22 protein-coding genes are annotated in these 26,142 nt (G+C 57.6%); 7 read left to right on the top strand and 15 right to left on the bottom strand.

Features of this window, described 5'->3' with window-relative positions:
* Positions 1-15: 15 nt before the first annotated feature.
* Positions 16-1,119: a cytochrome P450 gene (locus ACM6JQ_RS10610; RefSeq protein WP_414893741.1), complete on the bottom strand. Its 1,104-nt coding sequence runs from the start codon at positions 1,117-1,119 to the stop codon at positions 16-18.
* A 79-nt stretch (positions 1,120-1,198) separates the two neighbouring features.
* Here ACM6JQ_RS10610 and ACM6JQ_RS10605 point away from each other — a divergent pair, with 79 nt between their 5' ends.
* From ACM6JQ_RS10605 to ACM6JQ_RS10595, 3 genes are all read left to right on the top strand, one after another.
* Positions 1,199-1,951 (top strand): ArsR/SmtB family transcription factor, encoded by a 753-nt coding sequence (locus tag ACM6JQ_RS10605; RefSeq protein WP_414893740.1) that lies wholly within the window; start codon positions 1,199-1,201, stop codon positions 1,949-1,951.
* A gap of 156 nt (positions 1,952-2,107) precedes the next feature.
* Complete coding sequence (locus tag ACM6JQ_RS10600; protein WP_134176637.1) at positions 2,108-3,328, top strand: putative DNA modification/repair radical SAM protein; 1,221 nt, start codon at positions 2,108-2,110, stop codon at positions 3,326-3,328.
* Positions 3,325-4,149 (top strand): TIGR03915 family putative DNA repair protein, encoded by an 825-nt coding sequence (locus ACM6JQ_RS10595; RefSeq protein WP_414893739.1) that lies wholly within the window; start codon positions 3,325-3,327, stop codon positions 4,147-4,149. The genes ACM6JQ_RS10600 and ACM6JQ_RS10595 overlap by 4 nt, the downstream gene beginning before the upstream one ends.
* Positions 4,150-4,432: 283 nt before the next feature.
* On the opposite strand, the gene ACM6JQ_RS10590 is transcribed toward ACM6JQ_RS10595, so the two are convergent.
* From ACM6JQ_RS10590 to ACM6JQ_RS10570, 5 genes are all read right to left on the bottom strand, one after another.
* Positions 4,433-5,452, bottom strand: coding sequence for a branched-chain amino acid aminotransferase (locus ACM6JQ_RS10590; RefSeq protein ID WP_007915073.1), 1,020 nt, complete (start codon positions 5,450-5,452; stop codon positions 4,433-4,435).
* Positions 5,453-5,697: 245 nt separating this feature from the next.
* The gene (gene lpdA, locus ACM6JQ_RS10585) at positions 5,698-7,071 is read right to left on the bottom strand and encodes a dihydrolipoyl dehydrogenase (protein ID WP_095113619.1); all 1,374 of its coding nucleotides are present in this window, start codon (positions 7,069-7,071) and stop codon (positions 5,698-5,700) included.
* A gap of 7 nt (positions 7,072-7,078) precedes the next feature.
* The gene (locus ACM6JQ_RS10580) at positions 7,079-8,350 is read right to left on the bottom strand and encodes a dihydrolipoamide acetyltransferase family protein (RefSeq protein WP_007915075.1); all 1,272 of its coding nucleotides are present in this window, start codon (positions 8,348-8,350) and stop codon (positions 7,079-7,081) included.
* Complete coding sequence (locus ACM6JQ_RS10575; RefSeq protein WP_003224000.1) at positions 8,351-9,409, bottom strand: alpha-ketoacid dehydrogenase subunit beta; 1,059 nt, start codon at positions 9,407-9,409, stop codon at positions 8,351-8,353.
* A gap of 1 nt (position 9,410) precedes the next feature.
* A complete protein-coding gene (locus ACM6JQ_RS10570; RefSeq protein ID WP_007915086.1) occupies positions 9,411-10,646 on the bottom strand; it encodes a 3-methyl-2-oxobutanoate dehydrogenase (2-methylpropanoyl-transferring) subunit alpha in 1,236 nt (411 codons plus the stop codon).
* 185 nt (positions 10,647-10,831) lie between these two features.
* On the opposite strand from ACM6JQ_RS10570, the gene bkdR reads away from it, so the two are divergent.
* Positions 10,832-11,320, top strand: a complete 489-nt coding sequence (bkdR, locus tag ACM6JQ_RS10565; RefSeq protein ID WP_007915088.1) for a Bkd operon transcriptional regulator BkdR — start codon at positions 10,832-10,834, stop codon at positions 11,318-11,320.
* 2 nt (positions 11,321-11,322) lie between these two features.
* On the opposite strand, the gene ACM6JQ_RS10560 is transcribed toward bkdR, so the two are convergent.
* Both ACM6JQ_RS10560 and ACM6JQ_RS10555 read right to left on the bottom strand, forming a co-directional pair.
* On the bottom strand, positions 11,323-12,177 hold the full coding sequence (locus tag ACM6JQ_RS10560; protein ID WP_414893738.1) for a tyrosinase family protein: 855 nt from the start codon (positions 12,175-12,177) through the stop codon (positions 11,323-11,325).
* A 125-nt stretch (positions 12,178-12,302) separates the two neighbouring features.
* The gene (locus tag ACM6JQ_RS10555) at positions 12,303-13,166 is read right to left on the bottom strand and encodes an MBL fold metallo-hydrolase (RefSeq protein WP_414893737.1); all 864 of its coding nucleotides are present in this window, start codon (positions 13,164-13,166) and stop codon (positions 12,303-12,305) included.
* 91 nt (positions 13,167-13,257) lie between these two features.
* Here ACM6JQ_RS10555 and ACM6JQ_RS10550 point away from each other — a divergent pair, with 91 nt between their 5' ends.
* From ACM6JQ_RS10550 to ACM6JQ_RS10540, 3 genes are all read left to right on the top strand, one after another.
* Positions 13,258-13,599, top strand: coding sequence for an ArsR/SmtB family transcription factor (locus ACM6JQ_RS10550; RefSeq protein ID WP_007915092.1), 342 nt, complete (start codon positions 13,258-13,260; stop codon positions 13,597-13,599).
* 79 nt (positions 13,600-13,678) lie between these two features.
* Positions 13,679-14,923, top strand: coding sequence for an FAD-dependent oxidoreductase (locus ACM6JQ_RS10545; RefSeq protein WP_414893736.1), 1,245 nt, complete (start codon positions 13,679-13,681; stop codon positions 14,921-14,923).
* A 9-nt stretch (positions 14,924-14,932) separates the two neighbouring features.
* Entirely contained in the window at positions 14,933-15,745 is an 813-nt protein-coding gene (locus ACM6JQ_RS10540; RefSeq protein WP_414893735.1) for a sulfite exporter TauE/SafE family protein, read from the top strand.
* A gap of 63 nt (positions 15,746-15,808) precedes the next feature.
* Here ACM6JQ_RS10540 and ACM6JQ_RS10535 read toward each other — a convergent pair whose 3' ends face one another.
* From ACM6JQ_RS10535 to ACM6JQ_RS10505, 7 genes are all read right to left on the bottom strand, one after another.
* The gene (locus ACM6JQ_RS10535) at positions 15,809-18,898 is read right to left on the bottom strand and encodes a DEAD/DEAH box helicase (RefSeq protein ID WP_414893734.1); all 3,090 of its coding nucleotides are present in this window, start codon (positions 18,896-18,898) and stop codon (positions 15,809-15,811) included.
* A 741-nt stretch (positions 18,899-19,639) separates the two neighbouring features.
* A complete protein-coding gene (locus tag ACM6JQ_RS10530; protein ID WP_007915098.1) occupies positions 19,640-20,920 on the bottom strand; it encodes a TRAP transporter large permease in 1,281 nt (426 codons plus the stop codon).
* Positions 20,920-21,447, bottom strand: coding sequence for a TRAP transporter small permease (locus ACM6JQ_RS10525; protein WP_007915101.1), 528 nt, complete (start codon positions 21,445-21,447; stop codon positions 20,920-20,922). The genes ACM6JQ_RS10530 and ACM6JQ_RS10525 overlap by 1 nt, the downstream gene beginning before the upstream one ends.
* A gap of 76 nt (positions 21,448-21,523) precedes the next feature.
* Positions 21,524-22,495, bottom strand: coding sequence for a TRAP transporter substrate-binding protein (locus ACM6JQ_RS10520; RefSeq protein ID WP_007915104.1), 972 nt, complete (start codon positions 22,493-22,495; stop codon positions 21,524-21,526).
* Positions 22,496-22,559: 64 nt separating this feature from the next.
* Entirely contained in the window at positions 22,560-23,453 is an 894-nt protein-coding gene (locus ACM6JQ_RS10515) for an SMP-30/gluconolactonase/LRE family protein (RefSeq protein ID WP_414893879.1), read from the bottom strand.
* Positions 23,454-23,483: 30 nt separating this feature from the next.
* Positions 23,484-24,308 (bottom strand): NAD-dependent epimerase/dehydratase family protein, encoded by an 825-nt coding sequence (locus ACM6JQ_RS10510; RefSeq protein WP_095113613.1) that lies wholly within the window; start codon positions 24,306-24,308, stop codon positions 23,484-23,486.
* Between the two features lie 416 nt (positions 24,309-24,724).
* On the bottom strand, positions 24,725-26,020 hold the full coding sequence (locus ACM6JQ_RS10505) for an OprD family porin (RefSeq protein WP_007915112.1): 1,296 nt from the start codon (positions 26,018-26,020) through the stop codon (positions 24,725-24,727).
* Between the last annotated feature and the right edge of the window lie 122 nt (positions 26,021-26,142).

Genomic DNA, 26,142 nt, shown 5'->3' with positions numbered 1-26,142 from the left:
CGCGAAGGCGGACTGTCAGGCGCCCACGTCGCTGAACAGCGGAATGCGCCCATTGAGCGAAGGCTTGTAGTGCCAGTTCAGGCGATTCAGATCGGTACCGTTTTCGAGTATTTCCCTCACCGTCGCCCCGGCAATGCTCATCGCCACCGCTTGCCCCGGACATTGATGCCGACCACTGCCAAAACTGAAACTGCGGCGGTTGGCGCGCTGTGGCACAAATTCCTCCGGTCGTTCGTTAAGCGCCGGATCACGATTGGCCGAGGCCAGTAGCACCAGAATCACATCGCCTGCTTCGACCCGCACACCGGCAATCTCACAGGACGCGGCGACAAAGCGCCGGGTGTTCTGTACGGGCGGGTCGAAGCGCTGCACTTCGCTGAGCAGCGCCTCAATGGATTCGCCGTGCAGTGCTGGCTGACGACGTAGCGCCAACAGCGTGTTGCCGATCAGGCCGGCGCAGGCTTCGAACGTCTGCGAACAGAGGCCGATCAGGTTGGCGATCAGGGTTTCTTCATCGCCGCTAAAGCGCTGCTGGATCGCGCCGAGAAAATCGCTGGCGGGTTCGGCGAGCAGTTCGATGAAGTAGTCGCGCAGGTGTTCGGCCGCTGCATCCGCTGCGGCCAATTGCAGGTCGTTGCTCAACGGCGACAGGCAGGCGACGAAGTCCGCCGTCAATTCACTGATCGCCCGGGCCTGTGCTGGCGTGAATCCCAGCAGCGCCGCGACCACGCACACCGGGCCACGAAACATTGCCTTGTACACACCATCGGCGTCCGCCGTGATCAGCCGCGTGGCAACCAGTCTGTCGACGGCCTCAAGGTCGAGCGCGGCCAACTCAGGCTCAATCGCAGAACGCGGGCAGCGCTGGCGCTCACCGTCATTCATGCGCATCAATTGGCCGAAGACCTTGCCAGCCATGCCTTTTGCAATCGTTTTGGGTACGGGTTCTTGCGCCGGACGCACCCGACAATCGGCGTGGGCCAACACCGCAGACACCGCGCGGGCGCTGCTGGCGACCCACAGTTTCAACTCCGGATGAAACGTCAGCCCACCTTCTGCGCGCAGTTGGGCGTAGTAGGGATAAGGATCGACATGCGTTGCGGCGCTGATCGGGTTCATGGTTTGCATCCTTGTCGGCGGGGAAAGTGTTGCTACTATCTCCACTGCGCAACGACGACGATTCGTCCGGGAGCGAACTATGCACGCAGAACATCAAGACATCGGCGTATCGCAGGTGGCCGCCGCCATCGCCGAGCCGGCGCGGACGAAAATTCTCTGTTCGCTGATGGACGGCCACGCCCGCACCAGCACCGAGCTGGCGACGATCGCCGAAGTCAGCGCCTCGACCGCGAGTGTTCACTTGGCGAAACTCAAGGACCTGGCCCTGCTGCGCCTGCATGTGCAGGGCCGCCATCGCTATTACAGCCTTGCCGATCAGCGCGTGGCGCAGGCGCTGGAAGCGTTGATGGTGATTGGCCAGAGCGCCGCGCCGACGTTCAAGCCTCACACCCCGGATCGCCTGCAATTCGCGCGCACCTGCTATGACCATATGGCAGGGACGCTGGCGGTGATGCTGCATGACCGCTTGATCGCAGCCGGTTGGCTGGTGGCAACCGACGAGCAGGCCTATCGCTTGAGTGACAGTGGCGAGGCGTTGTTTCTTGGTTTGGGAATAGACGTGCAGGATTTGACGACGCTGCGCCGCAAATTTGCCTGCCCGTGCCTGGACTGGAGCATGCGCCGGCCGCATCTCGGTGGCTCGCTAGGCGCGGCGTTGTTGCAGACCGCGTTGAAGCGCAACTGGGTGACCCAGGATCTGGACAGTCGGGCGCTGGCGTTGACGGCGCTAGGGCGCAAGGAGATCAGCGCGCGGTTTGGTGTTGAGTTGCCGATTGAAAACCACAAGATCAAAGGATCGCAGCCTTCGGCAGCTCCTACATGGATTGGGTAGGGCTGAGATTTATTGGGTGTACGCGACTCCTGTAGGAGCTGCCGAAGGCTGCGATCTTTTGATTTTGCGTTTCTGACCGACGAGGGGCGCATCTGCCACCTTGTATCACCGCAGACGACCCTATACTGTATATGCAAACAGTATAGAGCCCGCGCCATGCAAATCATCGACAAGCTGAGCATCCTCGCCGACGCCGCCAAGTACGACGCCTCCTGCGCGAGCAGCGGCGCGCCCAAGCGCAGCTCCGAGGGCAAGAGCGGGCTGGGTTCGACCGATGGCATGGGCATCTGCCACAGCTACACGCCGGACGGCCGCTGCGTGTCATTGTTGAAGATTCTGCTGACCAATTTCTGCCTTTACGATTGCCAGTACTGCGTCAACCGCCGCTCCAGTGATGTCCCGCGCGCACGCTTCACCCCCGAAGAAGTCGTCGCGCTGACCATGGATTTCTACCGGCGCAACTGCGTCAGCGGACTGTTTCTCAGTTCCGGCATCATTCGCTCGGCGGACTACACCATGGAACAACTGGTGCGGGTGGCGAAGCTGCTGCGCGAAGAGCATGAGTTTCGCGGCTACATCCATCTCAAGACCATTCCCGAAGCCGATCCGGCATTGATCGAAGAAGCAGGGCGCTACGCCGATCGCCTGAGCGTCAACATCGAACTGCCGACCGATGCCAGCCTGCAAGTGCTGGCGCCGGAGAAGGACATCAAGTCGATCAAGCAGGCGATGAACACCATCTACACCGGCGTGCAGACCGTGTTGAACGAACCGCGCTCGGCGAAATTCGCTCCAGCCGGGCAGAGCACGCAATTGATTGTCGGCGCCGACGACACCGATGACAGCACCATCCTCCACAGCGCGCAGGCCTTGTACGGCAACTTCCGTCTGCGCCGGGTCTACTATTCGGCCTTCAGCCCGATCCCCGACAGCCCGAAAAGCGTGCCGCTGGCTGCGCCGCCGCTGATGCGCGAGCACCGTTTGTATCAGGCCGATTTTCTCCTGCGCAGTTACGGCTACAGCGCTGATGAATTGCTCAAGGGGCCGGGCAATCTGGCGTTGGACATCGACCCGAAACTGGCTTGGGCGTTGCAGAATCGCGAGGTGTTCCCGCTGGATCTGAACCGTGCCGAAGCCTCCTTGATCGCGCGTATTCCCGGTATCGGCTTGCGCACCACCGAACGTCTGGTCGAGCTGCGCCGACAGCGGCGCATTCGCTACGAAGACGTCGCGCGTATGCGCTGCGTGCTGGCCAAGGCCAAGCCGTTCATCATCACCAGCGACTACCACCCGCAGCAGGCCGAGGTCACCAGCCATATGCTCTATCAGCAATTGCGCGACCGGCCGATGCCGCAGCAGATGGGGCTGTGGGGATGATCAATCTTGATTGCGACGATTTGTTCGATACCTGGCGCCAGCAGGCGCGCTGGCTGCTGAGCCATGAAGTCGATCCGAGTCTGGTGAGCTGGGCTTCGCAAGGCGTGGCTGATCTGTTTGCCAGTGATGAGCCGGTGCCTGAAGGGCAGCGGCCGTTTATGGCGAGGATCCCACGTGCGCTGATCGACACCTTGGAACAAGCCTCACGCTATCGCGGCGATCAACGCTGGAGCCTGTTGTATGAAGTGTTGTGGCGCGTCAGCCACGGCGACCGCACGGCGATGATGGCCGGTGACAAACTCGGCAGTGAGTTGCAGCGACGGATCAAACAAGTGAATCGAGAAGCCCATCATCTGCATGCGTTTGTGCGTTTCATCGAACGCCCGTCATCCAGCGCAGGTCCGCAATACGTGGCGTGGCATGAGCCGGCCCACGACATACTGCACAGCGCCAGTGAGCATTTCATCGGGAGGATGGGCCGGCATCGCTGGTTGATCGCCACGCCGCGCGATGGGGTTTATTACGATGGCGAGCAACTGATCCATCAGCGTCAATGCCCGCTGGAATGGCAGCAGTTGGCGCAGAATGTCGACGATCCTCATGGTGATCTGTGGCTGACCTATTACAGCCACATCTTCAATCCGGCGCGGTTGAACGAGAAGGTCATGCAGGGGCATTTGCCGGCGCGGTTCTGGAAGAATTTGCCGGAGGGGGAGTTGATTCCAGGGTTGATTACGCAGGCGCGGATGGGCAAGCAGCAGAATGGGCAGGCGAGCGGGATTGCCAGTCGCGCAGGTAAACGGATTGCCTTGAAGAGCTAAGAGCTTACCCTCACCCCAGCCCTCCCGAAACGTCGGACCGCCCGTAGGGAGAGGGGGCCGACCGAGGTGTTCTCGCGTACTACATCGACCTGAACGATCAAGTCGAACTCAGGTTTTGAAAAGCACAAAAATCGCCTCCCTTTCCCCCTCGCCCCCTGGGGGAGAGGGCTGGGGTGAGGGGGAAAAGATCTCAAGCCCTACACAACAATCCCCGCCAAACGCCATAAAAAAGCCCCCCACCAATCACTCGGTGGAGGGCTTTTCTACATCAATCGCCGTCAGATCAAACCTTGACAATCCAACCCGCTGGCGCTTCGATGTCGCCGGTCTGCACGCCAGTCAGCTCTTTGTAGAGCTTCTGGGTCACAGGGCCCACTTCGGTCTCGCTATGGAACACATGCAGATGGTCGTTGTAGCTGATGCCACCGATCGGCGTGATAACCGCAGCAGTACCGCAAGCGCCGGCTTCCTTGAAGTCCGACAGCTTGTCGATCAGCACGTCGCCTTCAACCACTTCCAGGCCCAGACGGGTCTTGGCCAGTTCGATCAACGACAGGCGGGTGATGCCTGGCAGCACCGACGGCGAGTTCGGGGTGATGAACTTGTTGTCGTGGGTGATCCCGAAGAAGTTGGCCGAGCCGACTTCTTCGATTTTGGTGTGGGTCATCGGATCGAGATAGATCGCGTCGGCGAAGTTGGCTTTCTTCGCTTTCGAGCCCGGCATCAGGCTGGCGGCGTAGTTGCCGCCGACCTTGGCTGCGCCGGTGCCTTGTGGGGCGGCTCGGTCGTAGCTGGAGATCTGGAAGTTGTGCGGGGTCAGGCCGCCCTTGAAGTAAGCACCGACCGGAATGCAGAAAATCGAGAAGATGAACTCGGGTGCGGTGCGCACACCGATGTTGTCACCGACGCCGATCACGAACGGACGCAGGTACAGCGCGCCGCCAGTGCCGTATGGCGGGATAAAGCGCTCGTTGGCGCGAACCACGGCTTTGCACGCTTCGATGAACTGCTCGGTGTCGACCGTCGGCATCAGCAGACGCGCGCAGCTGCGTTGCATGCGCAGGGCGTTCTGGTCCGGGCGGAACAGGTTGATCGAGCCGTCCTTGCAACGATAGGCCTTCATGCCTTCGAAGCACTGCTGGCCATAGTGAAGGGCCGTCGAGCCTTCGCTGATGTGCAGCACGTTATCTTCGGTCAGGGTGCCTTTGTCCCACTCGCCATCGCGAAAGTACGACAGATAGCGCTTGTCGGTCTTGATGTAGTCAAAACCCAGCTTGTCCCAATTGATGCTTTCGTTACCCATGACACCCTCTATCACTGAACAACCGTCGAAACGGTTCAAGGCTTCTGACGTTTTTTGGATGGGCACAACAATACTTCATTCTTGAGCGGTTTCGCAGCCGGAATTCGCTCCACTGATCGTTCCCACGCTTGATCGTTCCTACGCTCTGCGTGGGAATGCTTCATCGGACGCTCCGCGTTCGACTTTTGGGACGCAGAGCGTCCCCGGCTGCATTCCCACGCAGAGCGTGGGAACGATCACCGCAGCTACAGGTGCAACGCATGCCCGAGGGCACGCAACGCCGCTTCCTGCACTGCTTCACCCAAGGTCGGATGCGCATGAATGGTGCCGCCGATGTCTTCCAGCCGCGCGCCCATTTCCAGGCTTTGCGCAAACGCTGTCGACAACTCCGACACGCCAACGCCCACAGCCTGCCAGCCAACAATCACATGATTATCCCGACGAGCGACCACGCGCACGAAGCCGCTTTTCGACTCCAGCGTCATCGCCCGACCATTGGCGGCGAACGGGAAGCTGGAAACAATGCAGTCCAGACCCGCAGCTTTAGCCTCGTCCGGGGTCTTGCCGACCACCACCAGTTCCGGGTCGGTGAAGCACACGGCAGCGATGGCGGTCGGGTTGAATTCACGGGTCTTGCCGCTGATCAACTCGGCAACCATTTCGCCTTGGGCCATGGCGCGGTGGGCCAGCATCGGCTCGCCGCTCAGATCGCCGATGGCGTAAACGTTGCGCATACTGGTCTGGCAGCGGCTGTCGATCTTGATCGCCGAACCGTTCATATCCAGATTCAGCGCTTCGAGGTTCCAGCCCTGGGTATTCGGTTTGCGGCCGACGGCGACCAGCACCTGATCGGTTTCCAGGTTGAGGGTTTCGCCCTCAGGGTCGCGCACCTGCAAGGTGCCATCGAAACCCAGCACGCTGTGTTTCAAATACAACTTAACGCCCAGTTGCTTCAACGCGTCATGCACCGGTTGCGTCAGTTCAGCGTCGTAGGCCGGCAGAATACGATCCTGCGCCTCGACCACACTGACCTCGGCGCCAAGCTTGCGATAAGCAATGCCCAGTTCCAGACCGATGTAACCACCGCCAACTACGACGAGGCGTTTCGGCACGGATGTCGGCGCCAGCGCTTCGGTGGAGGAGATGATCGGCCCGCCAATCGGCAGGATCGGCAGATTGACGCTGGTCGAACCGGTGGCCAGCACCAAGTGCTCGCACTGGATGCGCGTGTCGCCGACATCCACGGTTTTACCGTCGATGACTTTGGCCCAGCCATTGATGACCTGAACCTTGTTCTTTTTCAGCAAGGCAGCGACGCCGGTGGTCAGACGATCAACGATGCCGTCCTTCCACTCGACGCTTTTAGTGATGTCGAGGCTCGGCGCGGCAACGCTGATGCCCAGCGCCGAATGCTGGCTGTGGTGCTGGGTCTGGTGAAACTGCTCAGCCACATGAATCAGCGCTTTCGACGGGATGCAGCCGATGTTCAGGCAGGTGCCGCCCAGCGATTGGCCTTCGACCAGAATCGTTGGAATGCCCAGTTGCCCGGCGCGGATCGCCGTCACATAACCGCCAGGGCCGCCGCCGATGATCAGCAGCGTAGTGTTCAGAGATTGCATGCGCGCCTTACTCCACAAACAAAGTGGCAGGTTGTTCGATCAAGCCACGAATGGCCTGGATGAAGAGGGCCGCGTCCATGCCGTCGACCACGCGGTGATCGAAGGAACTGGAGAGGTTCATCATCTTGCGGATCACCACCTGGCCTTTGACGACCATTGGCCGTTCGACGATTTTGTTGACGCCGACGATCGCCACTTCCGGCAGGTTCAACACTGGCGTGCTGACAATACCGCCCAATGCACCGAGGCTGGTCAGGGTGATGGTCGAGCCGGACAATTCATCGCGGCTGGCCTTGCCATTGCGCGCGGCGTTGGCCAAACGCGAGATTTCCGCGGCGCTGTCCCACAGGCTGCGCGCTTCGGCATGACGCACCACGGGCACCATCAGGCCGACATCGCTTTGCGTGGCGACGCCGACATGCACCGCACCGAGGCGGGTGATGACCTGGGCTTCGTCATCGTAACGGGCGTTCATCTGCGGGAAGTCGCGCAGGGCAACGACCAGCGCGCGGACGAGGAACGGCAGCAAGGTCAACTTGCCACGGCTGGCGCCGTGTTTTTCATTGAGATGCGCGCGCAGTTCTTCAATCGCGGTGACGTCGATTTCTTCGACGTAGCTGAAATGCGCGGCACGCTGGGTAGCATCCTGCATGCGCTGGGCGATCTTGCGGCGCATGCCGATGACTTGAATCTGTTCTTCGTCGTTACGTTGGGCGTAAGCGGCGGCGACTGGCGCTGAAACGTTGGACTGACCTTGTGCCAGATAGGCTTCAAGGTCTTCGTGCAGCACGCGACCGGCCGGGCCAGTGCCGCGTACCAGGCGCAATTGAATCCCCAGATCCAGCGCGTGTTTGCGCACGGCTGGCGAAGCGAGCGGGCGTTCGTCCGCTTCGCGAGCAACCATCGGGCCTTGGCAAACAGCAGCCGGACGCGGGGCGGCTGGAGCAGGTTTACTTTCAACAACGGCTTCAACTTTCGGCGCCGCAGGTGCTTCTTTGACCGGCGCGGGTGCGGCGGACTCTTTCAAGTTACCGGCACCTTCAACCTCAATGCTGATCAGCACACTGCCAACCGCCATCACCTCACCCGGCTGACCGCCGAGCGCAATCACTTTCCCGTGCACTGGCGACGGAATATCGACCATCGCCTTGTCGGTCATCACATCCGCCAGCACCTGATCTTCAACCACCAGATCGCCAACCTTGACGTGCCACTGCGACAGTTCTACTTCTGCGATGCCTTCGCCGATGTCTGGCATCTTGATAACGTGCGTGCCCATTCAGACCTCCATAACCCGTTTCAGCGCTGCGCCCACTCGGGACGGCCCTGGGAAATACGCCCACTCCTGCGCGTGCGGGTAGGGGGTGTCCCAACCGGTGACGCGTTCGATCGGCGCTTCCAGGTGATGGAAGCAATGCTCTTGCACCAGCGACACCAGTTCGGCGCCGAAACCGCAGGTGCGGGTGGCTTCGTGAACCACCACGCAGCGGCCGGTTTTCTTCACCGATTTGACGATGGTTTCCAGGTCCAGCGGCCACAGGCTGCGCAGGTCGATGACTTCTGCATCCACGCCGCTTTCTTCGGCAGCGACTTGCGACACGTAAACGGTGGTGCCGTAAGTCAGCACGGTGACGTCCTTGCCCGGACGGGTAATCGCAGCAACGTCCAGCGGCACGGTGTAGTAGCCGTCCGGAACCTGGGCTTGCGGGTGTTTCGACCACGGCGTTACCGGGCGGTCGTGGTGGCCATCGAACGGGCCGTTGTACAGGCGTTTCGGCTCGAGGAAGATCACCGGGTCATCGTTTTCGATGGAGGCGATCAGCAGGCCTTTGGCGTCATACGGGTTGGACGGCATCACCGTGCGCAAGCCGCACACCTGAGTGAACATCGCCTCGATACTCTGGCTGTGGGTCTGACCGCCATAGATGCCGCCGCCGCATGGCATGCGCAGGGTCATCGGTGCGGTGAACTCGCCAGCCGAGCGATAACGCAGGCGCGCCGCTTCGGAAATGATCTGGTCGGAGGCGGGGTAGACGTAGTCGGCGAACTGGATCTCGGCGACCGGACGCAGACCGTACGCGCCCATGCCGACGGCCACGCCGACGATGCCACTTTCCGAGATCGGTGCGTCGAATACGCGGGAGGTGCCGTACTTGGTCTGCAGGCCCTCGGTGCAACGGAACACGCCGCCGAAGTAACCGACGTCCTGACCGAACACCACGACATTGTCGTCACGCTCAAGCATCACATCCATGGCCGAGCGCAGGGCCTGGATCATGGTCATGGTGGTCGTGGTCATAGCGGTTTCCAACTGAATATTGTTGTTGTGATCGTTCATGTCAGATCCCCAACTGCTGACGCTGGCGCTTCAAGTGCTCCGGCATCTCTTTGTAGACGTCTTCGAACATGGTCGCGGCGCTTGGAATCTGGCCGCCGGCGAGGGTGCCGTACTGTTCGGCCTGTTTCTGCGCGGCAATCACTTCGGCTTCGAGCTCGGCGCTGACGGCAGCGTGCTCTTCGTCAGACCAGTGACCGACCTTGATCAAGTGTTGCTTGAGGCGGGCGATCGGGTCGCCGAGCGGGAAGTGGCTCCAGTCATCGGCCGGGCGGTATTTCGACGGATCGTCGGAGGTCGAGTGCGGACCAGCGCGGTAGGTGACCCATTCGATCATGGTCGGGCCGAGGTTGCGGCGGGCGCGCTCAGCGGCCCAGGCAGAGGCGGCATAAACTGCGTAGAAGTCGTTGCCATCCACGCGCAGCGAAGCGATGCCGCAACCGACGCCGCGTCCGGCGAAGGTGGTGGCTTCACCACCGGCGATGGCCTGGAAGGTCGAAATCGCCCATTGGTTATTCACGACGTTGAGGATCACCGGCGCACGATAAACGTGAGCGAAGGTGAGGGCGGTATGGAAGTCCGATTCGGCGGTGGCGCCGTCGCCGATCCATGCCGAGGCGATTTTCGTGTCGCCCTTGATCGCTGAGGCCATGCCCCAGCCGACGGCCTGAATGAACTGGGTCGCGAGGTTGCCGGAGATGGTGAAGAAACCGGCTTCCTTGACCGAGTACATGATCGGCAACTGGCGGCCTTTGAGCGGATCGCGCTCGTTGGACAGCAGTTGGCAGATCAGGTCGACCAAAGGCACTTCGCGGGCCATCAGAATGCTTTGCTGGCGATAGGTCGGAAAGCACATGTCGTCGATGTTCAAGGCCAGGGCCTGAGCGCTGCCGATGGCTTCTTCGCCAAGGCTTTGCATGTAAAACGACATTTTTTTCTGACGCTGGGCGACCACCATGCGGTTGTCGTAGATGCGCGTCTTGAGCATGGCGCGCATGCCTTTACGCAGAATCTCGACCGGCACGTTTTCGGCCCATGGGCCGAGGGCGTTGCCCTGATCGTCGAGCACGCGAATCAGCCCACGCGCCAGGTCGGCGGTGTCGGCAGGTTCGACGTCGATGGAAGGTTTGCGCACCGTACCGGCATCGGTCAGATGCAGGTAGGAAAAATCGGTTTTGCAGCCTGGACGGCCCGAGGGTTCAGGGACGTGCAGACGCAGCGGTTCATACGCTTGGGTCATGGCTTCTACGCTCGATCTTGTGAATTTCTTGTAGTGAGCTGGCAGTCATTCTTCGGTAGAAGAAATCTTGTCCTACAACAATCATAGGCCCGGGCAAGAAGAATATTTATCTCTGTTTCGTTGCGCTGGAGACGATTTGCAGATAGAAATTCTGCATAAACATAAAAAACAGGTGGTTTTGTCTCATGCGCAAACTGGACCGTACCGACATCGGCATTCTCAACAGCCTTCAGGAGAATGCGCGCATCACCAACGCCGACCTCGCACGCTCGGTAAACCTGTCACCAACGCCGTGCTTCAACCGGGTCAAGGCCATGGAAGAATTGGGCCTGATTCGCGAGCAGGTCACGCTGCTGGATGCTGATCTGCTGGGGCTGCATGTGAACGTGTTTATTCACGTCAGCCTGGAAAAGCAGGTTGAGGAAGCGCTGCAGCATTTCGAAGAGGCGATCTCCGATCGCCCGGAAGTGATGGAGTGCTACCTCATGGCCGGAGACCCGGATTACCTCATCCGGGTCCTGGTGCCGACGATTCAGTCGCTGGAACGCTTCATGATGGACTTCCTCACCAAGGTTCCCGGTGTGGCGAATATCCGATCGAGCTTTGCGCTCAAACAGGTGCGCTACAAGACTGCATTGCCCTTGCCAGCGAACGGCCTGACGCTAGGTAACTGAAGTCAGATGTAGTCATATCGGTAATCGAGTTCCGCGGTATAGAGGGTTTGTTGGACGGTAAAGGTTTGCTCCCAGGGCGCCAGTTCATTGGCCGGATGAAATACCAGCACGGTTTCGTTGGTGGCCGAGCCAGCCTCATTGGTAAAGCCTGGGGTTCCAGCATGCTGATGTTTCCAGCGCTCCCACAGCGAGTCGAGGTAGCAGTGGTGCAGGAAGAATATCGGATCGTTGGGTGAGGAGGCTTGTGCCATGCTGCCGCCAATCCAGGCATGTACCGGATTGTGCAAAAGGCTTTCCGAAATGTTTTCCCAGCCGCTTTCATTCATCCAGTAAGGCGTTCTGTTCAGGGCCGAAATAACATCCAGCGGGGTGGGCAGTGCGCCGCTTGCCCCCAGATTTCGACGAATGCCGGTGTTGCCAACGCCCTCGTCCCAGACCCTGACATCGAATTGCGAGTGCTCCCTGGAAAACGCGCCGCTGGTGACACGCTGATCTTGCAGGTTGTCACCGTTTGACCCCATGAAGTCCGAGGTGAAGGGGTTGTCCGCTCCGGTCAGTTGCCAGTTCCAGTAGGGCAGGGTGATGGTCGTGTCACTGGCGGCGGACTGCAGGGCCAGTTCGAACTGGCGAATCAGAACTCGATGCCACGGATAGAACAGCGGACTCAGATGCGGATTGGGTACCAGCGGATTGCCCCGGCCCATCGAATTCTTGTGGATCTGCACAAAGTCATCGTAGCGGCTCTGCTGTCCGGGGCGCAGGACGCTGTCGACGTTGTTTTTCAGCCTCAGGATGGCATCGATGAATGCGGATTTCTGTTGCGCGGTCATGTCACGGTGATTACGACGAATATCCATATTGCGAAAACTCCATTGAATGTTTGCCCAATGGAGTCTGCTCGCTTACAGGATTTTCACCAGTTCATCACTGTCGCCAGTGTTCGTAGGAAAAATAATCCTGCAATGGGGCGGGTGGTTTTTTCCTATAGGGAATTGAGCGGAATCTTCAGGTAAACCACACCGTTTTCCTCCGCCGGTGGCAAATTCCCCGCTCTCACATTGACCTGAATCGCTGGCAGCAGCAGCGTCGGCATGCCCAGCCCGGCGTCACGTTTTGTGCGCATCTCGACGAACGCTGCCTCATCGATCCCGTCATGCACATGAATATTGCCTTTGCGCTGCTCACCGACGGTGGTCTGGCACTGCGCGTCGCGGCCCTCGGGCGGGTAATCGTGGCAAACGTAGAGTTTCACGCTGGCGGGGAAGGCCAGCAGTTTGTGAATCGAGTTGAACAGCTGATGGGCGTTGCCGCCGGGAAAGTCGCAACGCGCGGTGCCGACATCCGGCATGAACAGGGTGTCGCCTACCAAAATCTGCTCGCCATCGATCAGATAGGCCATGTCAGCCGGTGTATGCCCCGGCACATGCAGGGCAGTGGCTTTGAGATTGCCGATCCGGAATGACTCGTTCGGCGCAAACAGGTGATCGAACTGTGAGCCATCAACGCAGAACTCCGGCTCCAGATTGAACAGCGCCTTGAACACGTTCTGCACTTTGCTGATCGATTCGCCAATGGCGATTTTCCCGCCCAGCTCTCGGCGCAGATACGGCGCGGCGGACAGGTGATCGGCGTGGGCGTGGGTTTCCAGCAGCCACTGCACTTGCAGGTTGTGGGCGCGAACGAAGGCGATGATTTTGTCGGCCTGGGCGGTGCAGGTGCGCCCGGCGGCGCCGTCGTAATCGAGTACCGGATCGACGATTGCACATTGCCCGCCGTCGGCTTCATAGACCACATAGCTGTAGGTCGAGGAGGCGGGGTCGAGGAAAGCTTCAATCTGCGCGGGCATGGACACCAACCTGAACGAGGAAAATGGGTTGCAACACTTTATCTAAAAACATAATGTTCGCAGCTTAAGTGACCTTGAAGGCATCGTGCAAATGCAATCCAGTCTGACCGAATGTGAAGTCGCCCAACTGCGCGCTTCGGCCTCCAAGGCCTGCGCCTTGCTCAAGGCCATGGCCAATGAGGATCGCCTGCTGATCCTCTGTCAACTGACCCAGGGCGAACGCAATGTCGGCGAACTGGAAAAGATGACCGGTGTGCGCCAGCCGACGCTGTCGCAGCAACTGGGCATCCTGCGCGATGAAGGGCTGGTCGCGACCCGTCGTGAGGGCAAATACATTTTCTACGGCCTCGCCAGTCCGGAAGTCATTCAGGTCATGAAAACTCTCTCCGGACTGTATTGCGGGGCAGTGCTGAAAAGTCTCGGCCATCAATAAATGCCAGCCAACACACAACCCCTACAATGGATTTGTGTGAAGGCTGAGAAATCCTTGCGTGCAGCAAAAGGAACAAGCAATGAACGATCAACACTGGGGCCCATCCATCAGTGCGGACATCGTGGTCATCGGCGGCGGTACGGCCGGTATCGGTTTCGTCGCCAGTCTGCTCAAACGTGATCCGGCTCTGAAAGTTACCGTGATCGAACCCAGCGCCCAGCATTACTATCAACCGGCGTGGACGCTGGTCGGCGGTGGTGCCTACGACGTCAAAGACACCGCACGGCCGATGAACAAGGTCATGCCAAAGCAAGCGAACTGGCTGCAAGCGGCAGTCACCGCGATCGACCCGGACAAACGCCAACTCACCCTCAATGATCAACGTACCGTCAGCTATCAGAACCTGATTGTCTGCCCCGGCCTGCGTCTGGCCTGGGAGAAAATCGAAGGTTTGCAGGAAAGCCTCGGCCAGCACGGCGTCACCTCCAATTACAGCTATCAGCATGCGCAGTACACCTGGGATCAGGTGCAGAAACTGCGCGGCGGCAAAGCGCTGTTCACCCAACCGGCGATGCCGATCAAATGCGCCGGCGCGCCGCAAAAGGCGCTGTACCTGTCCTGCGATCACTGGCGTAAAAACGGTGCGCTGAACAATATCAATGTCGAATTCAACCTGGCCGGCGCCGCGCTGTTCGGTGTGGCGACGTTTGTTCCGCCGTTGATGAAGTACATCGAAAAGTACAACGCGCAGTTGGCGTTCAATTCGAATCTGGTCAAGGTCGACGGCCCGGCGAAAACCGCGTGGTTCGAGATCAAGGATGCCGATGGCAATGTCATCCGCGAGGCGAAAACCTTCGATCTGCTGCACGTCGTGCCGCCGCAGGTTTCGCCGGATTTCATCGCACAAAGCGCGTTGGCCGACGCCGCCGGCTGGTGCGAAGTCAACCCGCACAGCCTTCAGCATCCGCGCTATCCCGAGGTATTCGCACTCGGTGATATCTGCGGCACCAGTAACGCGAAAACCGCAGCTGCCGTGCGCAAGCAAGTCGTTGTGGTCGCGGAAAACCTGCGGGCCCTGCGCAAACAACAACCGCTGCCGCTGAAGTACGACGGCTATGGTTCCTGCCCGCTGACGGTGGAGAAGGGCAAGGTGATCCTCGCCGAGTTCGGTTATGCCGGCAAGTTGCTACCGACTTTTCCACTGGATCCGACCGTGGCGCGACGTTCGGCATGGTTTCTCAAGGCAACCTTGCTGCCGTGGTTCTACTGGAACGGCATGCTCAAAGGCCGCGAGTGGCTGACTGGTCTGTCCAAGGTTGACTGAGAAAACCCTATGTTGCTGGCAAGTCTGTTTGGCGTGGTGATGGGGTTGGTCCTTGGCTTGACCGGGGCCGGCGGCGGGATTCTTGCGGTGCCGGCACTGGTGCTCGGGCTTGGCTGGACGATGACGCAAGCGGCGCCGGTGGCGCTGTTTGCGGTCGGCAGTGCGGCGGCGGTCGGTGCCATCGACGGCCTGCGTCATGGCCTGGTGCGCTATCGCGCGGCGTTGTTGATTGCGGCGTTGGGTGCGGTGTTCTCGCCGTTGGGAATCTACTTCGCGCACCAGTTGCCGGAGAAAATCCTGATGGTCCTGTTCAGTCTGTTGATGGTCATGGTGGCCTGGCGCATGCTGCGCCGCGAGCGTCAGCAGGAGGGGCCGAGCGATCACGGTCACGCCAGTTGGGGCCAGAAGAATTGCATGCTCAATGAACAAACCGGGCGCTTTGACTGGACCGCCAAATGCACCGCAACGTTGGCTGCGTTAGGCGCAATTACCGGCGTGGTGTCCGGATTGCTCGGTGTCGGTGGCGGGTTTCTGATTGTGCCGGCGTTCAAGCAACTGACCGACGTGCAGATGCGCGGGATTGTCGCCACGTCGTTGATGGTGATCAGTCTGATTTCGGCGATTGGCGTGATCGGCTCGTTCCACGCCGGTGTGCGGATTGACGGGCAGGGCGCGGCGTTCATCGTCGCCAGCATTGTCGGCATGATCATCGGGCGCAAGCTCTGTGCACGGGTGCCGGCGCGGGCGTTGCAGGTGGGATTTGCCAGTGTCTGTCTGGTGGTGGCGATTTATATGTTTTCTTATTCGAATATCACATTTTAGTGAGGGCTATTCGAAAATCGTTTTTATAAATCGCGCCCCCTGTCGGTCCCTGAAAATTGAGCGTTATGGTTTTTTTGAAACAAAGATTTTTAACTCTATATCGTTGTCATTGGCAGTAGAAATCCAGCTTTGAATAAGTTGGTAAGCTTGCAAGGATTCAGGTTGTGCCTTTAGCCCTTTATTTAATTCGGCTTCAAAGTGCTCTGCTGAAAAGCTGTTTGCAGCGATTATCCACGCCTCTTTTTTCACACGACTCGACCTACGTCTGCTGCCTATGACGCTCCATGCTTCTTCAACAGCCTTGTCTCTGGAACTTTGATCCCTGCAGCTTACGATCTTGCCGTTAAAAAGCCTCAGTCTTTCAGTAATGGTTTCAGGCGATTTTTCGGTAGGCCAAGGTTTTGTCAAAATTGTCGCGTTGCCCGATTTGAGGCTTTTTTCACCGCTGATCAGCATTTCAATATTTTTTATAGCCTGGCCGCCAACCTCTGCTAATGCACCAGCGGAAGACTTTGGTTTTTTACGTTCTCCGCATTTTATATGCACATATACTAGTTTTTCGGGAGATGACAGGATGAAGTCTGCCGGTTCAGTGTCCATGTCAGTGCAAAAAACCAAGTCAGCCCCCGCAATGTAGTTTCTGAATGGACCTAATTGGTTTGATGTGGGGTTGGTTAAGCCATTGTTCTTGATGAGGTCGATGAGGTAAAATACGGAATTTGTATTGAACTCTTCACCGTTCACCTTTATGGTTTTCTTTTCTGGCTTCGCTTTTACTTGCACGTACCCCTTTTCATCCAGCTTAGGGTTTAATAAGTCAGGCATGCCAATAACTATATTTTGGAGGCTTGACGAAGCTATATTGAATTGTCCCTGGGTAGGGAGTTTGACTTCGTAGAATTCTCCTCCGGAAAAGCTTACTCCGTTTTGAAGGAGTACCTTGTGAAGGTACTTATTAAATATGTCTGTAGCGTCGACGTATTCCTCGTCGTTGCGATGTCTGTAAAGAATGTTATGACTCGTGTGGAATGTGATGAACGGAGATTTATTGTTAATAGATATTCTTATTTTTAGATGGGGGTGTTTGGGGTCAAGAGTCAATCCATTATTGTTTTCCAGATAGAGAAAGCTGTTGCTTAATTTGATCTGCTCTCCATCGACGGTAATGTCGATTGGATTTGAGAAGTCACTAAAGTCGAAAATAACACTTTCAATTTTGAGATTTGTGTTGACAGGTATGGGCTTGGCGTACGAATGTAGAAGACTACTAGTGATTGTTTTCTTTGTTGAAAAGTTTTTCTCCATGTTGATCAGCCACTTGTTGAGTTCACTTAGCGTGAACTCTCCATTCTTTTGATCTGAAATTCTTCCTGAGTCAACGCCAATGTAGTAGCTGCTTTGCGAATTGTGCTCACTGTCAATGTTGTCACATTTGAGCGTGGCTATTCTATAAGATGAGTTTCTCTGAAGACTGGCCATCTGATCCAGATCAACTCCTTTTATGGAAACTCTTTCCGGCCTTCTTCTTGCGGTGCTGATGGATTTACTGCTTGTTTCCTTGGTTTTGCAGGTTTCTTCCAGCGTCGTGACTTTGAGCAGTTCTTTGATAGATAACGCGCGCTCTGTGCAAAGCTCTGCGTCGTTATTGAAGCGTCGACCTCTGCTGTCAAAGGTGGCAAGAACGTTATTTTTTAGAGTTTTAAATATTGTTATCTCTAAGGAAGGTTCAAAGAAGAAATGTTCTGTGAGGAACTTTGATTTGTTGAATACGATCGAGGCGATTACAACTATGCCGTTGTTCAAGCCAAATTTTTTTGCGAGCTCGCCCGTTTGATTGCTCCGCGAGCATAATAGCTCCGTTGCAGCCTGGATATCGAAGCTTGCATGTGTGTTTATGAAACATACCGAAACTGTCGGAATTATTAATGAGTCTTCGGGTTTGAAATTGTTTAAGTCGAATTTCTTTAGAAAGTTTTTGTTGTGATAACTGGCTTCAGGGAAAGTCTCGAGATAGGTTTCTATCAGTCTGTTCGTGTTGAGAGAACTGATGAATTTTTGCACGGCAGGGGCGGATTTTAATGATTTGTCAAAGATCAGATAATTCTTCCAAATTCTCTCGTTGGCATCATTTTTTATTTCAAGAACGAGTGGCGCGGAATCACCATGATTTCTGACGACTCGTCCAATGCACTGAACAAGCTCCCTGCCTGAACTTACCGTGTAAGTAAGTACCAGTAGTTTGGCCTCCGGGATGTCAATCCCTTCATCAAGCTTGTGCTGATGGATTATTACTTTGTGCGGAGTTGATCGGAGTTGTTTCGGGGTTCGGGCTTTAACATTGTCTCTGGGGTCGTTGACGAATTGTTCGTGTATCGCCAGGACTTGGAAATCTTTGTTGAGTAAGTCATAGTAATGCTCGATGGCTTTAAAGTCCTTGCACTTTACGATGCATTTTGTATCTGGATTGTCCGATAGGAATAGTTGAATGGATTTCTTTATTTCCTCTTGATTTTGTGCGGTGCAAAATTCCGGTTCTGCCAAGATGCCACTTTTTCGGGCTTCGTCGAACGTATAAATATAATGGTGGTTGTCATCGATGTCGAATTGAAATAAATCATTTCGGTAAGGTGTGGCAGTAAAAATGATCTTGTGTGCATCTGTCTCTCGAACAAGCGTTCTCCAGACGGGTGAAGGTTCGGAGTGGCCTTCGTCGATTATGATTAGATCAATGTTTTTCTTGATGTCTTGAAGTTGCTTGTGATTAAGGCTGATCAATTTTTGAAATGTAGAAATGTAAATTCCGTCTGAATTGGTCGTTTCAATGTTTTCGAAAATTTCTTTTTTTGATATTTCATGGGTGGAGGCGACTTTCTCAAAGAAACGACCGCGTACCTGTTCTATGAGTTGATCGCAAACTGCTCTGCGGTGACACAGAATCAGTATTCGTTTCTGAACTGAAGAGTGTGCAGTAATGGCAATAACCCCAGTCTTTCCGGCACCGGTAGGCAAACTGATTAGGCATGATTTAGAATGCTTAGGTATAAGTACAGAGTTTAAGTATTCTAACGCTACTTTGATGCTTTGCGCTTGGCATTCACGCAAACGACTCAATCCGATTAAATCAGTTTTAGGGGCGGTGTTGTTGGCGGTCATGTTAACTCCCTGCAAAGAAAATCGTAGATTTCATCGGTGCGGTTGGCTGTTGCGTTTGAGTGGCATATTGCCATTTTTTTTGCAAGGGCGCCATCGGGCTTGACGAAGCTGTGGCGCCAGCGCGTGGGAATTTATGTAGGCTATTTGATTTGTTCGAGTAGTTATTGTGTATTTAAAAGCTTGTATGACTTTCTATATGCGCTCGGCTTGATTGTTTGAGTTTTCCGGTTCCACAAATTTCAGTCCGTGATGTGTTTAGCTGATTGGTGCGTACTACGGTGATGAGTGTTTAATGCTGTTTTGAAGCAAACCTCGGTCATCCATTGCCATAAGGCCTTTCGTTGGAACAATACCCCCGGTGCAACTGGCAACTGCACGATAAGCCCGGTTTGCGCAGCTGCCCTCGACCCCTTTGCACTCTCCTAATGATACTGTTCAGCCTGCTGGTGGCCAGATCGCTTGGAGTATGTTTCGACGTGAACGTCAGGGAGAAAGCCTGAGCGATCCGGGCACGGCAGTTGGGGCCAGAACTGCATGCTCAATGAAGAAACCGGACGCTTCAAATCCCCGCCTGATGCACGGTGGTCCTCGCTGCACTTGGCGCGGTCACCGGGGGCGTATCGGAGTTTTTACGGGTGGGGTTTGCCAGAGTCTGTCTGGTGGTGGCGGGGTATATGTTGTTGCGGGCGTGAGGTTCAAAAGAAATCGCAGCCCATCAAGGGCTGCGATCTTTTTATCGGCTTACAACACCAGATGCGGCAACCACAGCGAAATTGCCGGCACGTAAGTCACCAGCATCAACACCAGGAACAGCACGGCATAGAACGGCAGCAGCGCCTTCACGGTGCTCTCGATACTGACCTTGCCCACCGCCGAACCGACAAACAGCACCGCACCCACCGGCGGCGTTATCAGTCCGATCCCCAGGTTCACCAGCATGATCATGCCGAACTGCACTGGATCCACGCCGATGCCGAGAATCACCGGCATCAGGATTGGCGTCAGGATCAGGATCAGCGGCGCCATGTCCATCACCGTGCCGAGCAACAGCAGCATGACGTTGATGCACATCAGGATCACGTAGCGGTTGTCCGACAGGGTCAGGAACAGCGTGGTGATCTTCGCCGGGATCTGCATCAGGGTCATGATGTAGCCGAAGCTCGCGGCGAAACCGATCAGGATCATCACGATCGAAATCGTCCGTACTGTGCGGTGCATCAGTTTCGGCAGTTCGCGCCACTTGTAGTCGCGGTAGATGAACATGGTGACGAAGAACGACCACAGCACGGCGATGGCCGCCGATTCGGTAGCGGTGAAGATGCCGGACAGGATGCCGCCGAGGATGATCACCATCGCCATCAGGCCCCAGAGGGCTTCGCCGACGATTTTCAACGCCTGGCGCATCGGGATCACTTCACCCTTGGGATAATCGCGTTTTCTCGCGAAAATCAGGCACAGCACCATCAGGCAGGCACTCATCAGCAAGCCCGGCACGATGCCCGCCATGAACAGCGAGGCAATCGAAACCGTGCCGCCGGCGGCCAGGGAGTAAAGCACCGAGTTATGGCTTGGCGGGGTCAGCAGCGCTTGCACCGAACCGCTGACAGTCACGGCGGTGGAGAAATCCCGTGGATAGCCCTTGCGTTCCATTTCCGGAATCAGCACCGAACCCACCGACGCGGTGTCGGCCACCGACGAACCGGAGATCGCGCCGAAAAAGGTCGAGGCGACAATGTTGACCAGTGACAGACCGCCGCGGACAAAACCCACCAGCACCCCGGCACACGCCACCAATCGACGCGACATGCCGCCCTCAGCCATGATCGCCCCGGCCAGGACGAAGAACGGAATGGCCAGCAGCGAGAATTTGTTCACCCCCGAAGCGACCTGGATCATTACCGCCTGGAACGGAATGTCGATCCACCATGCACCGATCAGGGCGGCCGCGCCGAGCGCGTAGGCGACCGGCATGCCGATCAGGATCAATACGATAAAACTGCCCAGCAGAATCAGAGCGTCCATTAAGCGGCACCTTCACTTTCTTCAACCAGATCGAACTGCACGACCCGCCGTTTGCTCTGGTCACCGAGCAAGAGTTTTTCCAGCACGAAAACCAGTGTCAGCAAGCCGCCCACGGGAATCGGCAAGTAGGTCACGCCAACGCGCAGATCGGGCAGGGCTGCCATGAACTGGTTCCAGGTGGACATGCACAGCTTGGCGCCCCAGATCGTCATGAAGATGCAGATCGCCGCCATGAGCAGCTGGGAAAAAATCGCCGCTGCAGATCTCAGTTGTGGAGGCATGCGATCGGTGAGCATGGCCACGGCCATGTGCGCGCCGGCGCGGTAACTGGCGGCGGCACCGATGAAGGTAAACACCATCATCAACAGGATCGCCGTGGGCTCGGGCCAGCTCGAACCGGTGCCCAGCACGTAGCGGGCGAACACGCCCCAGGGAATCATCAGGGAAATCGCCAGGACGGAAAGGCCGGCGACCCAGATGCACGTCATGTAGATCTTGTCGTTGATACGCAGCAGTAGATTCTTCATCGGGTTCCACCGTAACCGGGTGCGCCGCAGTCATCGGGCGCACCGGGCCTTGTTCATGAGGACGGAGCGGGAGGCGTTACTGAACGGCTTCGATTTTCTTGATCAGGTCGGCATACTTCGCGCCGTACTTTTCCCGCACCGGTGCGGTGGCGTCGTAGAAGGGTTTTTTGTCGACCTCGATGAACTCGACGCCGGCGGCCTTGAGTTTCTCTTCACTGGCAGCGGACTTCTTGTCCCACAGCACGCGCTCTTCGGCCTGGGCAGCCTTGGCGGCAGTCTTGACCAGCGCCTGTTGATCCGGGGTCAGTTTTTCCCAGGTGATTTTCGACATCACGATCGGCTCTGGCAGGATCAGGTGGCCCGTGAGGCTGTAGTACTTCGCATTCTGGAAGTGGTTGTGTTCGAGCAGGGTTGGCGGGTTGTTTTCCGCGCCGTCGATCACGCCGGTCTGCAGGGCACTGAAGATCTCGCCGGTATCCATGGCGATGCCGTTACCGCCCATGGCGTTCATCATGTCGATGAACATCGGGTTGCCTTGCACGCGGATTTTCATGCCCTTGAGGTCTTCGAGCTTGCGCACCGGTTTCTTGGTGTAGACGTTGCGCGTGCCGCCGTCCATCCAGGCCAGGGCCACCAGGCCGAATTCGGAGTTGGTGATCTTGTCGAGGATCTCGTCGCCCACTGCGCCGTCGATGACGTTACGCATGTGTTGATGGTCGCGGAAGATGAACGGCATGTTGAACACGTTCACGTCCGGGACCACGGGGCCGACGATGCCCAGGCTGACGCGAGACAGCTGTACGGCGCCGACTTGCATCTGCTCGATGACTTCCTTTTCGGAGCCCAGCACACCGCCGGGGAAGTATTGGAAGGTCAGTTCGCCGTTGGTCTCCTTGGTCAGGGTCTTGCCCATGTTTTCTTCGGCCACCACGGTTGGATAACCGGCGGGGTGAATGTCAGCGAATTTGAGTTGCAGGGCCTGAGCGGCGCCAGTGAAGGTAACCATCAGCGGGAGTGCAGCGGCCAGCAAGGTGCGTTTGAAGTTCATGGGGGTGAGTCTCCAGTCTTGTTATTTTTGTGTTCAAGGCGCAGCGGTGCAGTACAAGCGGGTATTACAGGGAATCGTTGAACAGCGGCTCCGGCAGGCCTTTGACGTTGGGGTTGAGGGCGAAAACGCCGCCGGCCAGGGATTGCGGATCGTGGTCATCGCCGGGACGAATCGAGGTGACGAAAAGGGTGTCCATGCGGCTGCCGCCGAAGGCACACATCGTCGGTTTCTTCACCGGCACTTCCAGCGAGAAATCAAGACGACCGTCCGGGGCAAAGCGGTGGATGAGGCCGGCATCGTTGGCGCAGATCCAGTAGAAACCTTCGGCGTCCACGGCGGCTCCATCGGGACGGCCGGGAAAGTGGTTCATGTCGACGAAGACGCGGCGGTTCGACGGTGTGCCGGTCTCGGTGTCGTAATCGAACGCCCAGATCAGTTGTACGTCGGGATGCGAATCTGACAGGTACATGGTCTTGCCGTCAGGGCTGAAACCGAGGCCGTTGGGCACGATGAAACCGTCGAGCTGCGCTTCGATGACGCCAGACTGCCCGGCATCGTAGCGGTAGAGCCGGCCTTCGGGCGCGTTCAGGCCCATGTTCAGCACCATGCTGCCGGCCCAGAAGCGGCCCTGACGGTCGCAACGACCATCGTTCAGGCGCATGTCGTCACGGTTGTGCTCGACACTCGCGAGCAGCTCGCTGTCGAGGCTGCCGTCGCTGTGCGGATGCAGATGGAAGAAGCCGCTTTCCATGCCGGCGACCCAGCCGCCACGGCTGTGGCGCGCGATGCAGGCGAGCATCTGCGGGGTTTTCCAGGCATGCACATGGCCGGTCTCGGCGCTCCAGCGTTGCAGCCCGCCGTTGGCAATATCCACCCAGTACAGCGCGTTTTCCTCTGCCACCCAGACCGGGCTTTCGCCCACGGCGTTGCGCGCATCGACGATCAAATCGGCTTGCATACTCATTCCCTTGCGTCGTTGTCAGAGTGATCAGTCGCCGAACGGACCTGCGGCGACAAACGCGCCGCCCTGATAGATCCGCGCCGGATCATCGGCGGCCGGCATTGGCTGCGCTTCGACCTTTTCGCGGAACACCTCGGAGCTGTCCTTCGCGGCAAAACCGAGGTGGCTGGCGAATTTGTTGTCCCACCAGACGTCCTTGTTGTCGGACATGCCATAGACCACGGTGTGACCGACGTTTGGCGTGTATAGCGCGCGTTCGAGCAATTGCGTGAGGTCGTCGAAGCTCAGCCAGGTGTGCATCATTCGACGGTTTTGCGGCTCGGGGAACGACGAGCCGATGCGGATGCTCACGGTCTCGATGCCGTAGCGATCGAAATAGAAACTGGCCATGTCTTCGCCGTAGGACTTGGACAAACCGTAGTAGCCGTCGGGGCGGCGCGCGGAACTGGCGTCGAGTGGTTCATCCTGTTTGTAGAAGCCGATGACGTGGTTGGAACTGGCGAAGATCACCCGCTTGACGCCATGCCGGCGCGCGGCTTCGTAGATGTGAAACACACCGCAGATGTTGGCGCCGAGGATTTCTTCGAAGGGCCGCTCGACGGAGACACCGCCAAAATGCAGGATCGCATCGACGCCTTCGACCAGTTGGTGCACGGCGTGTTTGTCGGCCAGATCGCAGACCACGATTTCTTCACGATCATCGATGGCCGGGGTGAGGGCGGCGATGTCCGACAGGCGCAGGACATTGGCATAAGGGCGCATCCGTTCGCGCAGGACTTTGCCCAGGCCACCGGCGGCGCCGGTCAGCAGCAGACGGTTGAACGGGGCGCGGGGAGTAGAGGTAGACGTCATGGCAATCCCTTACACGTTGTTATTAGGTTTGTTGTAGGTTGTCGTATGACTGCGCTGAAGTATCGGTAGGGTTTCCGGAACTTGTCAACGCGACTTTTGGTGTAAATGACGGAAGGAGCTCATTCACTTTTCAATCACCGCGACTCCTTCGTTGCAATGCAATCTCCTTGTGGGAGCGAGCCCGCTCGCGAAAGCGGTGTGTCAATTAACATCAATGGTGAATCTGCCGCCGCCATCGCTGGCAAGCCAGCTCCCACAGGTATCAGCGTTGTTTTCAATTACCGCATTCACCACAAAATCCTGTGGGAGCTGGCTTGCCAGCGATGAGGCCGGTCCAGGTAACTCTTGTATCGACTGACACGCCGCCTTCGCGAGCGGGCTCGCTCCCACAGGGAAGCTCGGTGTGGCGACTGGCTTTACAACAACGAAATCGGATAACTGATAAAGATCCGGTTCTCGTCAAACTCGTTGGTGCTGAAGTCCCGGCGAATCGTCGCGTTGCGCCATTTCACGTTGAGATTCTTCAGCGGGCCGCTTTGCACGGTGTAGGCCAGTTCCGACTCGCGGCCCCATTCCTTGCCGTCAGTGATGGTCCCTGTGTGCACGTTATCGCCGCTGATGTAACGGTTCATCAGGGTCAGACCGGGAACGCCAAGGGCGACGAAGTTGTAGTCGTGGCGCAGCTGCCAAGAGCGTTCCTTGGCGTTGTCGTAGCTGGCGTTGTAACTGTCGTTGGCGAGGGTGCCGCCGCTGGTGCCGTTGACCCGCATCCACGCGTCGTCGCCGCTGAGCTTTTGCAGGCCGACATAGAAGGTGTTGCCGCCGTAGCGGGCCGAAAGCAGGGCGAACGCGGTTTTGTTGTCGAGGTCGCCGGCCTGAGCGCTGCCGTCCTCCTTGCCGGTGAAGAAACCGAGGTTGGCGCCCAGCGTCCAGTCGCCCAACGGCTGGCTGTGGCTGAGGTTGAAATACTGCTGCTGGTAGATGTCCGTGAGTTCGGCGTACCAGACACCGACCTGCGTGCGCTTATCGTTGAAGCTGTACTCGCCACCGCCGAAGTTGAAGCGATCGGAAGTGAACGCGCCACGGCCGTTCATCGACATGTCTTCCATGCTCGCGTCGTTGCGCGGGCTGTTGCCACGGAACTGGCCACCGTAGACAGTCAGGCCATTGATCTCGGTGGAGGTGATCTGGCCGCCGCGAAAGGTCTGCGGCAGCGAGCGGCCATCGTCGGAGCGCAGGATCGGCAGCACCGGCATCCACTCGCCGACCTTCAATTCGGTCTTCGATACCTTGGCTTTCAGCGCCACGCCGAGGCGGCCGAAGTTGTCGGCCGGGCGTCCGTCATCGTGGATCGGCAACAGTTGCGTGCCGCCCGTGCCTTTGCCGCCATCGAGCTTCTGCGAATACATTCCCAGCACATCGAGGCCGAACCCCACAGTGCCCTGGGTGAAGCCGGATTTGGCATCGAGGATGAAGTTTTGCGTCCACTCCTCAGCCTTGCCTTGCGGGTAGGCCGGGTTGACGAAGTTGCGGTTGAAGTAGGCGTTGCGCAGGTTCAGCGTGGCTTTGCTGTCTTCGAGAAAGCCTTCGGCATCGGCGCTCATCGGTAAGGCCAAGGCAAGGCTGCTGCAGCCGATCAGGCCGAGGGTGGAACGCGGGCGAAGCGTGGCAAAGCGGGAAGGGCGGACGGAACTGCAGACGAGTGTGCTCACTGTGACGCTCCCTGTTTCGTTTGTTGTTTTTATTATTTGTCATACGTCGTCGTACAACATGGGTGCGGATATTTCCTAGGTTTTACGGGAATGTCAACAGCAAGTTATACGATGACTTGCCG

Origin of the sequence: Pseudomonas sp. IT-232MI5 (assembly GCF_949767845.1) — a bacterium.
Taxonomy (GTDB): Bacteria; Pseudomonadota; Gammaproteobacteria; order Pseudomonadales; family Pseudomonadaceae; genus Aquipseudomonas.
This window is presented reverse-complemented; position numbering and strand designations above follow the sequence as displayed.

Bases quoted from the DNA above. Each gene is read 5' to 3' on its own strand.
- ACM6JQ_RS10610 (WP_414893741.1), bottom strand. From the start codon at position 1,119: ATGAACCCGATCAGCGCCGCAACGCATGTCGATCCTTATCCCTACTAC.
- ACM6JQ_RS10605 (WP_414893740.1), top strand. From the start codon at position 1,199: ATGCACGCAGAACATCAAGACATCGGCGTATCGCAGGTGGCCGCCGCC.
- ACM6JQ_RS10600 (WP_134176637.1), top strand. From the start codon at position 2,108: ATGCAAATCATCGACAAGCTGAGCATCCTCGCCGACGCCGCCAAGTAC.
- ACM6JQ_RS10595 (WP_414893739.1), top strand. From the start codon at position 3,325: ATGATCAATCTTGATTGCGACGATTTGTTCGATACCTGGCGCCAGCAG.
- ACM6JQ_RS10590 (WP_007915073.1), bottom strand. From the start codon at position 5,452: ATGGGTAACGAAAGCATCAATTGGGACAAGCTGGGTTTTGACTACATC.
- lpdA (WP_095113619.1), bottom strand. From the start codon at position 7,071: ATGCAATCTCTGAACACTACGCTGCTGATCATCGGCGGCGGCCCTGGC.
- ACM6JQ_RS10580 (WP_007915075.1), bottom strand. From the start codon at position 8,350: ATGGGCACGCACGTTATCAAGATGCCAGACATCGGCGAAGGCATCGCA.
- ACM6JQ_RS10575 (WP_003224000.1), bottom strand. From the start codon at position 9,409: ATGAACGATCACAACAACAATATTCAGTTGGAAACCGCTATGACCACG.
- ACM6JQ_RS10570 (WP_007915086.1), bottom strand. From the start codon at position 10,646: ATGACCCAAGCGTATGAACCGCTGCGTCTGCACGTCCCTGAACCCTCG.
- bkdR (WP_007915088.1), top strand. From the start codon at position 10,832: ATGCGCAAACTGGACCGTACCGACATCGGCATTCTCAACAGCCTTCAG.
- ACM6JQ_RS10560 (WP_414893738.1), bottom strand. From the start codon at position 12,177: ATGGATATTCGTCGTAATCACCGTGACATGACCGCGCAACAGAAATCC.
- ACM6JQ_RS10555 (WP_414893737.1), bottom strand. From the start codon at position 13,166: ATGCCCGCGCAGATTGAAGCTTTCCTCGACCCCGCCTCCTCGACCTAC.
- ACM6JQ_RS10550 (WP_007915092.1), top strand. From the start codon at position 13,258: ATGCAATCCAGTCTGACCGAATGTGAAGTCGCCCAACTGCGCGCTTCG.
- ACM6JQ_RS10545 (WP_414893736.1), top strand. From the start codon at position 13,679: ATGAACGATCAACACTGGGGCCCATCCATCAGTGCGGACATCGTGGTC.
- ACM6JQ_RS10540 (WP_414893735.1), top strand. From the start codon at position 14,933: ATGTTGCTGGCAAGTCTGTTTGGCGTGGTGATGGGGTTGGTCCTTGGC.
- ACM6JQ_RS10535 (WP_414893734.1), bottom strand. From the start codon at position 18,898: ATGACCGCCAACAACACCGCCCCTAAAACTGATTTAATCGGATTGAGT.
- ACM6JQ_RS10530 (WP_007915098.1), bottom strand. From the start codon at position 20,920: ATGGACGCTCTGATTCTGCTGGGCAGTTTTATCGTATTGATCCTGATC.
- ACM6JQ_RS10525 (WP_007915101.1), bottom strand. From the start codon at position 21,447: ATGAAGAATCTACTGCTGCGTATCAACGACAAGATCTACATGACGTGC.
- ACM6JQ_RS10520 (WP_007915104.1), bottom strand. From the start codon at position 22,495: ATGAACTTCAAACGCACCTTGCTGGCCGCTGCACTCCCGCTGATGGTT.
- ACM6JQ_RS10515 (WP_414893879.1), bottom strand. From the start codon at position 23,453: ATGCAAGCCGATTTGATCGTCGATGCGCGCAACGCCGTGGGCGAAAGC.
- ACM6JQ_RS10510 (WP_095113613.1), bottom strand. From the start codon at position 24,308: ATGACGTCTACCTCTACTCCCCGCGCCCCGTTCAACCGTCTGCTGCTG.